This is a genomic window from Ruegeria sp. BHSA163 (assembly GCF_059613365.1).
Map to the genome: position 1 here is coordinate 48,181 of NZ_JBXWSJ010000031.1, position 13,755 is coordinate 61,935.

At 54.6% G+C, this 13,755-nt stretch carries 12 protein-coding genes; 3 read left to right on the top strand and 9 right to left on the bottom strand.

Annotated features, from left to right (window positions below; translation table 11 throughout):
* Window positions 1–8 precede the first annotated feature (8 nt).
* The 5 genes from atpD to AC2FNV_RS15045 form a co-directional block, all read right to left on the bottom strand.
* A complete protein-coding gene (gene atpD / locus AC2FNV_RS15025; protein ID WP_170478371.1) occupies window positions 9–1,433 on the bottom strand; it encodes a F0F1 ATP synthase subunit beta in 1,425 nt (474 codons plus the stop codon).
* Between the two features lie 18 nt (window positions 1,434–1,451).
* Window positions 1,452–2,327: a F0F1 ATP synthase subunit gamma gene (locus AC2FNV_RS15030; protein WP_170607293.1), complete on the bottom strand. Its 876-nt coding sequence runs from the start codon at window positions 2,325–2,327 to the stop codon at window positions 1,452–1,454.
* Between the two features lie 12 nt (window positions 2,328–2,339).
* Window positions 2,340–3,878: a F0F1 ATP synthase subunit alpha gene (gene atpA, locus AC2FNV_RS15035; RefSeq protein ID WP_170478365.1), complete on the bottom strand. Its 1,539-nt coding sequence runs from the start codon at window positions 3,876–3,878 to the stop codon at window positions 2,340–2,342.
* Window positions 3,879–4,439, bottom strand: coding sequence for a F0F1 ATP synthase subunit delta (locus tag AC2FNV_RS15040; protein ID WP_170607295.1), 561 nt, complete (start codon window positions 4,437–4,439; stop codon window positions 3,879–3,881). It abuts the gene before it with no gap.
* A 312-nt stretch (window positions 4,440–4,751) separates the two neighbouring features.
* A complete protein-coding gene (locus AC2FNV_RS15045; protein ID WP_170478360.1) occupies window positions 4,752–5,486 on the bottom strand; it encodes a class I SAM-dependent methyltransferase in 735 nt (244 codons plus the stop codon).
* 61 nt (window positions 5,487–5,547) lie between these two features.
* On the opposite strand from AC2FNV_RS15045, the gene gloB reads away from it, so the two are divergent.
* Together gloB and clpA are read left to right on the top strand one after the other, a co-directional pair.
* Complete coding sequence (gene gloB / locus AC2FNV_RS15050; protein WP_170478356.1) at window positions 5,548–6,315, top strand: hydroxyacylglutathione hydrolase; 768 nt, start codon at window positions 5,548–5,550, stop codon at window positions 6,313–6,315.
* A gap of 171 nt (window positions 6,316–6,486) precedes the next feature.
* On the top strand, window positions 6,487–8,811 hold the full coding sequence (clpA, locus tag AC2FNV_RS15055; protein ID WP_170478353.1) for an ATP-dependent Clp protease ATP-binding subunit ClpA: 2,325 nt from the start codon (window positions 6,487–6,489) through the stop codon (window positions 8,809–8,811).
* A 69-nt stretch (window positions 8,812–8,880) separates the two neighbouring features.
* Here the strand turns inward: clpA and AC2FNV_RS15060 are convergent, their stop codons facing one another.
* From AC2FNV_RS15060 to AC2FNV_RS15070, 3 genes are all read right to left on the bottom strand, one after another.
* Complete coding sequence (locus AC2FNV_RS15060; RefSeq protein WP_170607297.1) at window positions 8,881–10,602, bottom strand: peptidoglycan -binding protein; 1,722 nt, start codon at window positions 10,600–10,602, stop codon at window positions 8,881–8,883.
* A gap of 3 nt (window positions 10,603–10,605) precedes the next feature.
* Window positions 10,606–11,784 (bottom strand): biopolymer transporter ExbB, encoded by a 1,179-nt coding sequence (locus tag AC2FNV_RS15065; protein ID WP_170607299.1) that lies wholly within the window; start codon window positions 11,782–11,784, stop codon window positions 10,606–10,608.
* A gap of 69 nt (window positions 11,785–11,853) precedes the next feature.
* Window positions 11,854–12,384: a gamma-glutamylcyclotransferase gene (locus tag AC2FNV_RS15070; RefSeq protein ID WP_170607301.1), complete on the bottom strand. Its 531-nt coding sequence runs from the start codon at window positions 12,382–12,384 to the stop codon at window positions 11,854–11,856.
* 66 nt (window positions 12,385–12,450) lie between these two features.
* Here AC2FNV_RS15070 and AC2FNV_RS15075 point away from each other — a divergent pair, with 66 nt between their 5' ends.
* Window positions 12,451–13,452 carry a DUF2125 domain-containing protein gene (locus AC2FNV_RS15075; RefSeq protein WP_170607303.1) on the top strand — a complete coding sequence of 334 codons (1,002 nt, stop codon included), beginning with the start codon at window positions 12,451–12,453 and terminating at the stop codon, window positions 13,450–13,452.
* Here the strand turns inward: AC2FNV_RS15075 and AC2FNV_RS15080 are convergent.
* The coding region (locus AC2FNV_RS15080; RefSeq protein ID WP_496773750.1) for an extensin-like domain-containing protein at window positions 13,449–13,755 on the bottom strand (307 nt) is incomplete at its 5' end. The two genes, AC2FNV_RS15075 and AC2FNV_RS15080, sit on opposite strands and share 4 nt — an antisense overlap.

Below are 13,755 nucleotides of genomic sequence, written 5' to 3' on the forward strand. Positions count from 1 at the left end.
GATTCTCCTTAGGCGGCTTCTGCGGCCATCTTCTCCGCCTTGGCAATAACTTCGTCGATGCCACCGACCATAAGGAAGGCCGCTTCGGGAAGGTGATCGTATTCGCCAGCCACAACAGCTTTGAACGAGGAAATGGTAACATCCAGCGGGACCTGAACACCAGGCGATCCAGTGAAGACTTCGGCAACGTCGAATGGCTGCGACAGGAAGCGTTCGATTTTACGGGCACGCGCCACTGTCAATTTGTCCTCTTCCGACAGTTCGTCCATGCCAAGGATGGCGATGATGTCCTGCAGTGATTTGTAGCGCTGGAGGATTTGCTGAACGTCAGTCGCAACCTTGTAGTGCTCTTCTCCAACGATCGCCGGGTCAAGAAGACGCGAGGTCGAGTCAAGCGGATCAACCGCAGGGTAGATACCCTTTTCCGAGATCGCGCGGTTAAGAACAGTTGTTGCATCCAAGTGAGCGAATGAAGTCGCTGGCGCAGGGTCAGTCAAGTCGTCCGCAGGCACGTAAATGGCCTGAACCGACGTAATCGAACCAGCTTTGGTCGAAGTAATACGCTCTTGCAGAGCGCCCATGTCAGTGGCCAAAGTCGGCTGGTAACCCACCGCCGAAGGAATACGGCCCAGTAGGGCTGACACCTCAGAACCTGCCTGCGTGAAGCGGAAAATGTTGTCGACGAAGAACAGAACGTCAGTACCGGACTGATCGCGGAACTGCTCCGCCAGGGTCAAACCGGTCAGAGCAACGCGGGCACGTGCTCCAGGAGGTTCGTTCATTTGACCGTAAACAAGCGCCACCTGCGATTCCGACAGGTTGTCCGGCTTGATAACGTTCGATTCAATCATCTCGTGGTACAGGTCGTTCCCTTCACGGGTCCGTTCACCAACTCCCGCGAACACCGAGAAGCCCGAGTGCACTTTCGCGATATTGTTGATCAGTTCCATGATCAGAACGGTTTTACCCACACCAGCGCCGCCGAACAGACCGATCTTACCGCCCTTGGCGTAAGGGGCCAGCAGGTCAACAACCTTGATACCGGTGACCAGAATTTCCGACTCGGTCGACTGTTCGTCGAACTCGGGTGCCGGTTGGTGAATCGCGCGGGTTTCAGTCGCAGCTACGTCACCCTTTTCGTCGATAGGCTCACCGACGACGTTCAGGATTCGACCCAGGGTGGCGTTACCCACCGGAACCGAAATCGGACCGCCAGTATCTGTCACGTCGGCGCCTCGAACCAATCCTTCGGTTGCATCCATCGCAATGGTGCGGACAGTGTTTTCACCCAGGTGCTGGGCAACTTCCAGTACCAGACGCTTGCCGTTGTTTTCGGTTTCCAGCGCGTTCAGAATTTCAGGCAGCTGATCTTCGAAGTGTACGTCGACGACGGCCCCGATGATCTGTGTGACTTTGCCTTTTGCATTCGCCATGTTTCGTCTCCGGTTTTCTTACAGCGCTTCGGCGCCGGAAATAATTTCAATCAACTCGTTGGTGATCACAGCCTGACGCGAACGGTTGAACTGGATCGTCAGCTTGTCGATCATTTCACCCGCATTGCGCGTCGCGTTGTCCATCGCGGACATCCGTGCACCTTGTTCAGACGCTCCGTTTTCGAGCAGAGCCGAGAAGATTGCGGTCGCAACCCCCTTGGGCAGCAGTTCGGCCAGAATGGCCTCTTCGCTTGGCTCGTAATCGAAAACAGCGCCACTTTCGTCCCCCTCAGTTTCTTCGAACGAAGCGGGGATGACCTGTTGCGCGGTCGGGATTTGGGTAACGACGTTTTGGAACTTCGCGTAGAAGATCGTTGCAACGTCGAACTCATCTCCGTCAAAGCGGAACAGAATGTCCTTTGCAATGTCCTGCGCATTGACATAACCAATTCGCTTGACCTCGCTCAGGTCGATATGTCCTACAAACAGATCGCTAAAGTCACGCTTAAGCGCGTCGCGGCCCTTTTTGCCAACAGTCAATATCTTAACCGTCTTGCCTTTGCCGCGCAGTTCTTCTGCTTTGGCGCGGGCCAGCTTGGCAATGTTGGCGTTGAAACCGCCACACAAGCCACGTTCAGCTGTCATAACAACCAGCAGATGGACATCATCACTACCCGTACCACGGAGCAGCTTAGGGGCGCTGTCGCTGCCGCCAACCGAAGACGCCAACCCCGCCATCACGGCATTGAACCGCTCGGCATAAGGGCGCGAGGCTTCGGCAGATTCCTGGGCGCGGCGCAATTTTGCTGCCGCGACCATCTGCATGGCCTTTGTGATCTTGCGGGTCGATTTGACCGACTCGATCCTGTTTTTAAGGTCCTTCAGACTAGGCATCAGAACCTCCTCTTATGCGAAGGTTGCGGCGTATTCGTCGATCGCTGCTTTGATCTTGTCAGACGCTTCACCTTTTATCTTAGGATCTTCGTCAGTAATCCACTGAAGCAGGTCGGCATGCTTTCCGCGCAAATGCGCCAGTAAGCCGGCTTCATAACGGCCGACATCCGATACGTCGATCTTGTCGAGGTATCCGTTGGTGCCAGCAAAGATGACGCAGACGATTTCCGCATTGGTCAGTGGCGAATACTGCGGCTGTTTCATCAGTTCGGTCAGACGCGCACCACGGTTCAGCAGCTGCTGGGTTGCGGCGTCGAGGTCCGAACCGAACTGCGCAAACGCAGCCATTTCGCGGTACTGAGCCAGTTCCAGCTTAACCGGACCAGCGACCGATTTCATCGCGTCGGTCTGAGCCGAAGAGCCCACACGCGAAACCGACAGACCGGTGTTCACAGCAGGACGGATGCCCTGGTAGAACAGTTCGGTTTCCAGGAAAATCTGACCGTCGGTGATCGAAATCACGTTGGTCGGAATAAACGCCGAAACGTCGCCGCCCTGAGTTTCGATAACCGGCAGCGCGGTCAGCGAGCCTGCACCGAAGTCTTCGTTCAGCTTCGCAGAACGCTCCAGCAGGCGGGAGTGGAGGTAGAAAACGTCGCCAGGATAGGCTTCTCGTCCGGGCGGACGACGCAGTAGCAACGACATCTGGCGATAGGACACAGCCTGTTTCGACAGATCGTCATAAATGATCAGTGCGTGGCGGCCGTTGTCACGGAAGTACTCGGCCATCGCGGTGGCGGCATAGGGTGCCAGGAACTGCATCGGCGCCGGATCAGACGCGGTTGCTGCCACGACGATCGAGTAGTCAATTGCACCGGACTCTTCCAGTTTCTTGACCAGCTGCGCAACAGTCGAACGCTTTTGACCAACCGCAACGTATACGCAGTACAGTTTCTTCGACTCGTCGTCGCCAGCTGCGTCGTTGTAAACTTTCTGATTTAGGATGGTGTCCAAAGCAACAGCGGTTTTACCGGTTTGGCGGTCACCAATGATCAGCTCACGTTGGCCACGGCCGATCGGGATCATCGCGTCAACGGATTTGAGGCCAGTCGCCATCGGTTCATGGACCGATTTACGCGGGATAATTCCAGGGGCTTTAACGTCTGCAACGCCACGCTTGGTTGCGTTGACTGGACCTTTACCATCAATCGGGTTGCCCAGGCCGTCAACCACACGACCCAAAAGTTCGTCCCCAATAGGAACGTCCACGATCGAGTTTGTGCGCTTGACCGTATCGCCTTCTTTGATGTCACGGTCTGTACCGAAGATAACGACGCCAACGTTGTCGCTTTCAAGGTTCAGCGCCATGCCCATGATGCCGCCGGGGAACTCGACCATCTCACCGGCTTGCACATTGTCCAGGCCGTAAACACGGGCAATCCCGTCACCGACGCTCAGCACGCGGCCGATCTCGGCCACTTCGGCTTCCTGACCAAAATTCTTGATCTGGTCCTTCAGGATTGCAGAAATCTCTGCAGCTTGGATTCCCATTTATCCGACCTCTTTCATTGCATTCTGTAGGGAGTTGAGCTTGGAACGGATCGAGGTGTCGATCATCTGCGAGCCCACTTTTACGACAAGACCGCCGATGAGACTTTCATCAACGATCGCATTTATTGTGACTGATTTGCCCACACGCTCAGACAGCGTTTTGGACAGTTTATCCAACTGAGTCTTGGTCAAAGCCTTGGCCGAAGCGACATCCGCTGTCACTTCACCGCGCTCCTCCGCCAACATGTCCCGAAGGACCTGAACCAGCTGCGGTAACACAAACAGGCGCCGTTTTTGCGCCATCAGGCCCAGCGTGTTGCGTAGAATCGCGTGGAGACCCATTTTTTCGGCTATCGCGGTAATCGCGCCTTCTTGATCTGTGCGCGAGATCAGCGGCGAAGCAATCAGGTCGCGCAATTCTGCACTTTCACCCAACGCTGCTGCCAGATCATTGATGCCGGTTTCCAGACCTGCGAGGTCTTTGTTCTCTTTGGCGATCTCGAAGATCGCTGTGGCATAGCGCTCGGCAATGCCTGTGGAAATCGAAGCTGGTTCGGACACGTCCACCCTTCCGATATTTTAGGCCCCGAATTCGCGTTGCGGCAGCTACCCCGGGGGCGTGAAGACACCCCGTCCTTAAGGCCGGGGATCAAAATCACCGGGGATGTAGCAGAGCCGAACCAAGCTAGCAATATAATATAGTGGTATCGCATTTATCCACAAATACTTTATTTTCAATAAGTTACGACAAGTGCGACCCTTTGAGCCGCCTAGATTGTTTGAAAAATGTCTCGAAAGTGCAGCTTTTTGCGATTCCTGAGGCCTATTTCCCACAAATCCTAAGGCCATTTAACAAAGTTCGCTTTGCACAAATCAGGCTGGTTTCAGTAATCCATCCAGTGCCTTTATTGGACGCTTTGCAGCATCTTTGGTCACGCTTCCACTTGGCGGTCGAATATGCTTACTGGCTTCAACCATCAGCACCCCACCTGCCATAACAGTTGGAATCCGCTGTCCGGTCTTTTCAATAAGTCCGCCGGATTTCAGCCAGAACCTTCTGTAAGTTGGCGGCAGATACAATGCTGAAAAGTGTTTCTCTGGCGCAAAATGATGCTCGCGCAGCTGGCTTTCAAGTTGGCCAGCAGTATAGGGGCGACCAAATCCGAATGGCGTGCGATCGGACCGCGACCAAAATCCGGCGCGGTTCGGCACGACAAACAGAACCCTTCCTCCCGGGCCTAAAACCCTCCAACATTCATCCAGCAGTTGGCTGGGTCTTTCCGAAGTTTCCAGCCCATGCATCACCACGAGCTTGTCAATATGCCCCGTCTCAATAGGCCACATGGTTTCTTCGGTCAGAACCGAAACATTGGGCATGCCCGCAGGCCAGGGCATCACACCTTGAGGCCCCGGCATCAAACCGATTACCCGACGCGCATCTGCAAGATACGGACGCAGCAACGGGACAGCAAAACCAAACCCAGCCACTGTCTGGCCTTTGGCTTCCGGCCACAATTCCACCAATCGCGTGCGTATCGCCGCCTGTGCCGCACGCCCAAGGGTGCTGCGATAGTAAAAATTCCTCAGATCCTGCACATCAAGATGCATTGCGGACACCCGATCAATCGGCTTAGCTGTGCGCAGTCTAGCAACGAAAGGGCAAAAGACCATGCCTCTTGAAATCATCACCATCCCATGCCTCAGCGACAATTACGCCTTTCTGGCACATAACGACGCAAGTGGTGAGACCGCATTGATCGACGCTCCGGAATCCGGCCCAATTCTTGCTGAATTGGCAACTCGTGGCTGGCAACTCAACCACGTTTTGCTTACGCATCACCACTGGGATCACGTTGACGGACTGTCTGATATTCTGGACCATTATCCAGCCCAAGTGATCGGTGCGGCTACAGATGCACATAGACTGCCCCCGTTGGACGTTCAAGTTTCCGAGGATGAGACATTGCAGATATGCGGCGAACGGGTGCACGTATTCGATGTATCCGGACACACAATCGGTCATATCGCATATTATTTTCCCGAAAGCAGCGCGGTATTCACAGCCGATAGCCTAATGGCACTTGGATGTGGCCGGTTGTTCGAAGGCACTGCCGACCAGATGTGGGGATCCCTATGCAAACTTGCAGCGTTGCCAGATGAAACAATGGTGTATTCAGGCCATGAATATACACAGTCAAATGCAAAATTTGCGGTAACAGTGGACTCTGATAACCCGGCGCTCATTAAACGGATCGCTGAAATCGACAAAGCTCGCGCCGCTGGAATACCAACTGTCCCGTCACAATTGGCGTTGGAAAAGGCCACCAACCCGTTCCTGCGCGCGGATAATCCAGCGATTCAGGCTAAATTGGGTATGAAAAATGCCCGACCCGAATCTGTTTTTGCCGAGATCCGGTCTAGAAAAGACCGATTTTAGTGCCTATCTGTCGATCTTCATTGTCACGGTCACAAGAAATGTGACTGTCAAGTGAAAGAAAACCCTTGAAGCCGAGCCACTATCAACCAAACTCTAATAGTATGAGGACATGGTTGTAATGGGGTTGCGGCCTTTGCTGCCCTTTTCGACCCAATACAGAGGAGCACCCGCGTGCCTTCATTCTCGAGCACACTAGAACAAGCCATACACGCGGCCTTGGCGGCCGCGAATGAACGGCGACATGAATTTGCGACGCTGGAACATCTTCTTCTGGCGTTGCTGGAAGAGCCAGACGCCATTCGGGTTATGAAGGCCTGCAGCGTAGATCTGGACGAGCTGCGTGGCACTTTAATCGAATTCATTGACGAAGATCTGTCAAATCTTGTGACCGACATAGACGGGTCCGAGGCAGTGCCTACAGCGGCTTTCCAGCGGGTCATTCAACGCGCTGCCATTCACGTTCAAAGTTCTGGCCGAACAGAAGTGACCGGTGCGAACGTCCTGGTCGCCATTTTTGCCGAGCGAGAAAGCAATGCGGCATATTTCCTGCAAGAGCAGGATATGACGCGCTATGACGCGGTGAATTTTATCGCCCACGGTGTGGCCAAAGACCCGGCTTATGGCGAAAACCGTCCAGTTACAGGTGCCGACGAAGCCGAAGAAGAGACGCAGTCCTCCTCTAATGACGCTGAACAGAAGGAAAGTGCGCTTGGAAAGTATTGCATCGACCTGAATGCCAAGTCACGAGCTGGCGATGTAGATCCTTTGATCGGTCGTGCGGACGAGGTGGAGCGCTGCATTCAGGTTCTTTGCCGTCGTCGGAAAAACAATCCACTGCTTGTGGGTGATCCCGGCGTTGGCAAAACTGCGATTGCTGAAGGTCTTGCGCACAAAATTGTGGCTGGTGAAGCACCTGATGTCCTGTCCAACACAACAATCTATTCACTGGACATGGGAGCCCTACTTGCTGGGACCCGATATCGCGGTGATTTTGAGGAACGCTTGAAAGCAGTCGTTACCGAGCTGGAAGACCATCCAGACGCGGTTCTTTTCATCGACGAAATTCACACTGTGATAGGCGCCGGTGCGACTTCGGGCGGCGCTATGGACGCGTCCAACCTCCTGAAACCTGCTCTGCAGGGCGGTAAACTGCGCACCATGGGTTCGACCACTTACAAAGAGTTCCGTCAACACTTTGAAAAGGACCGCGCGCTGAGCCGCCGTTTCCAAAAGATCGACGTGAACGAGCCTTCGGTTGAAGACAGCGTAAAAATACTGCGCGGTCTGAAGCCCTACTTCGAAAAGCATCACGAGATTAAATACACTGCGGATGCAATCAAAACCGCGGTGGAGCTGTCGGCGCGTTACATAAATGACCGCAAACTACCGGACAAAGCGATCGACGTGATTGATGAGGCCGGTGCGGCTCAACACCTGGTCGCCGAAAGCAAACGTCGCAAGACCATCGGCGTCAAAGAGATTGAGGCCGTTGTCGCCAAGATCGCGCGTATCCCACCCAAGAACGTCACAAAAGACGATGCTGAAGTTTTGAAAGATCTCGAAGCTTCGCTGAAACGTGTGGTATTCGGGCAGGATGAGGCTATCGAGGCGCTTTCCAGCGCGATCAAGCTGGCCCGCGCAGGTCTGCGTGAGCCTGAAAAACCCATTGGCAACTACTTGTTCGCAGGTCCAACCGGTGTGGGTAAGACAGAGGTAGCAAAACAACTGGCGGATACGCTAGGTGTGGAACTGTTGCGCTTCGACATGTCGGAATACATGGAGAAACATGCTGTCAGTCGCCTGATTGGCGCACCCCCAGGTTATGTCGGCTTTGACCAGGGCGGTTTACTGACCGATGGCGTTGACCAGCACCCGCACTGCGTGTTGTTGTTGGATGAGATCGAGAAAGCACACCCGGACGTGTTCAACATCCTGCTGCAGGTGATGGATCATGGTGAGCTTACCGATCACAACGGCCGTACGGTGAATTTCCGCAATGTCGTGTTGATCATGACTTCGAACGCCGGCGCTCAGGAACAGGCCAAGGCCGCCATCGGTTTTGCACGTGATCGTCGCGAAGGCGAAGATACTGCCGCCATTGAACGTATGTTCACACCGGAATTCCGTAACCGTTTGGATGCCGTAATCTCCTTTGCGCCGCTACCGAAAGAGGTCATCCTGCAAGTGGTCGAAAAATTCGTCCTTCAGCTTGAGGCTCAACTGCTGGATCGGGGCGTAAGCATCGATCTGACGCCAAAAGCCGCTGAGTGGTTGGCTGACAAAGGATATGACGACAAGATGGGCGCTCGTCCACTTGGTCGAGTGATCCAAGAGCACATCAAAAAACCACTAGCCGAAGAATTGCTGTTCGGCAAACTGGCAAAGGGTGGCGTTGTTAGGGTTTCGGTCAAGAAAGGCGAGCTGAACCTCGAAATTCTGGGCCCGGACCAACCGCGTATTCCGGGAGACAAACCACCGTTATTGACGGCGGATTAGCGACCACACAAAACCCGACAAAATAAGGCCCGCCAGATTTGGCGGGCTTTTTTGTAAAGTAAAACGCAGTTACCGCTCTGTTAATTTGAGCTCAATCCGACGGTTTTGTGCCCGTGCCTCCGGCGTGTCTGCCGGATTTACAGGTTGAAACTCGCCAAACCCATTTGCTGCCAGCCGAGAGGGTGGAATGCCAAGCGCATCAACCATGTAACGCACGACGGACAGCGCACGCCCTTGGCTAAGCTCCCAATTGTCCCGATAGCGCCCTGCCCCGCCCAATGGCTGGTTGTCGGTGTGCCCATCCACACGGATCACCCAGTTCAAACCTTCGGGAATTTCTTCTGCCACGCTGCGCAAAATGTTGGCGACCTTTGCGACCTCAAGCTGACCTTCGCCCGAAAGAACCGCCGATCCCGTATCGAACAGAACTTCGGAGGAGAAAACAAACCGGTCGCCTTCGATTCGCACACCTTCCTGGTCACCCAAAACATCACGCAATCGGCCAAAGAACTCAGATCGGTATCTTTGTAGGTCTTCCGCCTGTGCGGTCAGTTCCTGATTTTGGCCTGCAAGCGCCTCGGCTTCCTCCTGCAAACGGATTCGTTCGGCTTCTTCCAGCAAACGGCGGCGGCGCTCTTCGGACGCTGCTCGCGCTAGCGCGGCATTCAGATCCTGACCCAGAGTTTGAATTTGAATCTCCGCAGCCGCGTTACGCTCTTCATAGTCATCCAGCAGAGCTTGCAATGATCCAAGTTGACCCCGCAATGCCGACATCTGCTGGTTCAATAAGGCCGTTTGTCGTTGCGCTTCGGTCGATGCTTCTTTTTCTGAATCCAACGTGTCTTGAGCAATAGCCAGCAAGGCAGCTCGCTCTTCCGCCAGCGTGCGTTGTTCGGCAGCGTCCGCTTGCGCCTGGGACTGCGCCTCCAGCGCCGCCTGTAACTGCGCCTTAAGCTCATCGGGTTTCAATTCACCGAACTGTCTTTCGAGTTCGGCGCGGGCTGCCTGAGCCGCGGCAAGCAATGTCAGCGTCTCTTCAGCCTCTTTTCGTTGCGTTTCGAGAGCCAATGTCATGGCCGTCAGTTCTGCATCAGCATTTTTCAATCGGTCGCGCAGGGCCTCCGCGGCGGCGGCTTCGGCCAACCGTGCAGCTTCCTCATCCGAAAGCTGTTGTTCAAGTTCAGCAATCTGTGCAGTTTGCACTGTATCGCTGCTCTCAAGTTCAGCAATCTGTGCAGTCTTCGTTGCATCTCTGCTCTCAAGATCGGCTACTAACGCCTCCAGCGCCTCGCGTCTGGCGGCAGCAAGCCTTGCGGCCTCGGTCTGCGCATCGATCTCATCTCGACTTTGGGCAAGCGCCAGGTTCAACGCATCCTGTTCTGAAAGAAGATCATCCCGTTGCGCCTCAAGTTCTGCAATATCACCGCGCGCCTGCTGTTGTTCTGCCAGCAGAGCGGCGACCTGTGCCTCGAAATCCGTAATACGGGTCTGTGCCTGCGCCAGATCGTCCTCTACTCGTGTCAACGTAGTGTTCAATGCACCAAGGCGTGCTTGAAGGCGGCTGTTTTCCCGCTCTTCCAGTCCCAAAGCCCCAACAAGGGCGGCGACCTCGTCAGACAGAGCTGTCAGCTCATCTTCCTGCCCCGATATCGTTTCGCGCAATACGAATTGCACGATCATGAAGATGGTAAGGACAAAAGTCAGAACCATCAGCAATCCCGTCATCGCGTCGACAAAACCGGGCCAAACCGAGCCCTGAAAACGTTGGCCAGTACGTCGGGATAAGGCCATCCGTTAATCTCCTTCCGGAGGTGTGCGAACGGCGCCACGGGGAAGGGTCAAGGCCTTGACCAATAGCTCAAAGTCTTTTCTCAGCTCGTTCATGCTGTCTTGCCGACCAGCAGAGATCTCTTCGAGGATGCGAAGCAACTGCACGTCCATCGACCGCAAGCGCATACGGCTTTCCGCATCGATCCCTTCGCCTGCACCATGTTCGCGCATATGATCCAGCAGAGCGTCCTGACCCAAAGCTACGCGTTCAAGAGCCGCAGTAACACCTTCGCTTTCGGCCTGACGCCGATTCATATTACCAATCACATCAACAAGTTGACCCAGCTTTGCGGATACGTCAGCCCTTTCCGCTTCCTGAGCCGAGAACATATCTTGAAGGGCGTCCATTTGTTCTGCCATCGTATCCAAGACAGGCGTAAGAACAGCCAGTTCCGCGCCACCCTCTTCCGAACCACCAAAACCAACACGGGTGATGCCTGACAACCACTCTTCCAACTCGCGATAAAATCTGTTCTGGCCGTGACCTGCAAAGAGTTCCAACAGGCCCACGATCAACGATCCCGCAAGCCCCAACAGAGACGAGCCAAATGCCACGCCCATTCCCTGCAATTGCGCTTCCAACCCCGTCATCAAGCGGTTGAAAACCGTCAGGCCTTCTTCGCCTTCCTGCGGGTTTAAACTGCGGATCGTATCGACAATGGCTGGAACGGTTGTTGCCAGACCAAAAAACGTCCCCAGAAGCCCTAGGTAAATCAGAACATTGGTGATGTACCGCGTGATCTCACGCTCTTCTTCTATTCGCTCAGCCACCGAGTCTAGAATGGATCGACCCGAACTCGAACTGATGTGCGAACGGGCACCTCGCGACCTGAGCAAAGCGGCCAGCGGCGCCAGCAATTGCGGCGGCCGCACGTCATCACGCTCGACACCGCCTGCAAAAGCCTCAATCCATCGAACCGATCCGATCAACTGCGTCACTTGATAAAAACACGCAAGCACACCTATGACGAACACAAGCAAAATGAATCCGTTCAGATACAGGTTCGCCTGAAATACAGGAAGGACATACGGCAAAGCCAGGAAAACACCCAGCCCCGACAGGCCGATAGCCACCAACATCAAAAGGATTTGACGGATAGGGTGCGAGAAATGCGGTCTCGCGCTTTGCTGTGCCTGCGCCATGCGCGTTTTTCCCGATTTTTGCCTGCTTTGCGCCAAATCTAACGAAAACCAGTCCAGGACGCCAAGGTTTTATGCGGTAAGACTGCGCACCCGTTGTGACAACCACTCAAGTTCAGGGTCACGCAGGCCGATTTCCGATAAATGTTCTGCTGTGTTGTAAAGATATTCTGTGTTTGGGCCGCGCCCGCCTATGGCGTAGGCAATAATTTGGGCCTGCTCCTCTAGCGAGATCCCACCGCAATATTGCACGTGGTGAGGATCAATCACATAAGTCACCGCGTTCACGATCCGACCGTCATCCAGATGAACATCTAACATCCGCTCGAGATATGCTGACGAGATAAGTTCTCGCTCTCGCAGTTCATCCAATGTCCGTTGTTCGTAACCAGCCTCGACCGCAAAGGCCAACCCCGTGCAACGTGCATTTTGCTGCTCGTCCAAAGCCAGTACCAGCCCTGGCTTCTCCTCGGTTCCGCGATGATGGATCGAGCTCATGCAGAATGACCGGGCATATCCCATCAATGTGGCGCGTTCGCTACTGGCAACCGGGAAACCAGGATTCCACAACAAAGACCCGTATCCGAAAACCCACATTGTCATTGCACTGGTCCTTGCCTGTTTGCGCCTATAAACATCAATTCCAAAGCAGGAAAAAGGGCATTTCTCATGCGCCGCCTTATACGAGTACTGATTTTTGTAGCCATTGCTTGGAGCGCTTATTGGTTCATCGCTGGATACGGCCTGCGTGCGGCGTTAACCGGATGGTTCGACCAACAGCAAGAACAGGGTTGGCAGGCCGATTTTTCCGGAGTTTCAACAGGCGGGTATCCGACGCATCACATCACACGGCTTACGAACCCTGCCCTTGCCGATCCTGTTAACGGAACAGCGTGGAGCGCGGACTGGATCGAGTTTCAGAGTCCTGCGGTTTGGCCTGGCAGTCAGCTTTTGCGGTTCGCAGAAACGCCACAGCGGCTGTCATACTTTGACCAAACGGCCACGATCCAAGCCGATGCGTTGCAAGCAGAACTTCAGTTGCAACCCGGTGTCGCGCTGGTGCTGGAGAAAATGGCCGTAACCAGCGGTGCATGGTCGGTTGCGGAAAACGGCGATGCCCAGGCCGGCGGCGATAATCTTTTCATGGTCATGGCGCAAACTGATTTTCCTGAGGCATACACTATTTCAGCCCGGGTCGAAGGGTTTACACCCGGCGACGACCTGCGAAACCTTATGCGATCGGCTACTACGTTGCCCCAGGCTTTCGATACACTGGAACTGGACATGGCGGTAACTTTCGACAAACCTTGGGACCGCTCCGCTCTGGAACAACGCAGGCCACAGCCTGTTGCAATCGATCTGCAGCTGGCCGAGATGAAGTGGGGAGAGTTGAGCCTCTTTGCAGCAGGAGAACTCGATGTTGATGAGCAAGGCATCCCAACCGGAGAAATCGCTGTCAAAGCCGAGAACTGGCGGGATATGATCGCTATGGCCAATGCTGCCGGAGCCCTGCCCGATCAAGCGGTTGATCCCGTAACACGGGCCTTGAACTTCCTCGCCGGATTGGGGGGTAATCCGAATGCGCTGGACCTTCAGCTCAACTTTCGGGACGGTTTTGTTGCGCTGGGCCCGTTACCGCTAGGCCCCGCGCCACGGCTAATATTGCGTTAGCGGCAATACGGGCCGCTTCGATGACGGGCCGTATCCAAATGGAAATGATCGCGGTGATATCGGTCCGAATTCGGACCTAATACAGTACCAAACGGTCCGCATGCACCACGCCAGACTTTTTTCAACTGCTTTTGCGATGGATTTTTGCGCCAGCCGTCCAAGACTGTCACGACTTCTCCATCCGCCATTTTGAAGCCGGAAATGTCGATAGCCCTGCCTTTTCCGTGTTCGGATATCCGCGCTCCCTTGCGGTTGTTGCGGGTACGACACGCGTAATGCGCCGCAACCTGAAGTTCAACAACC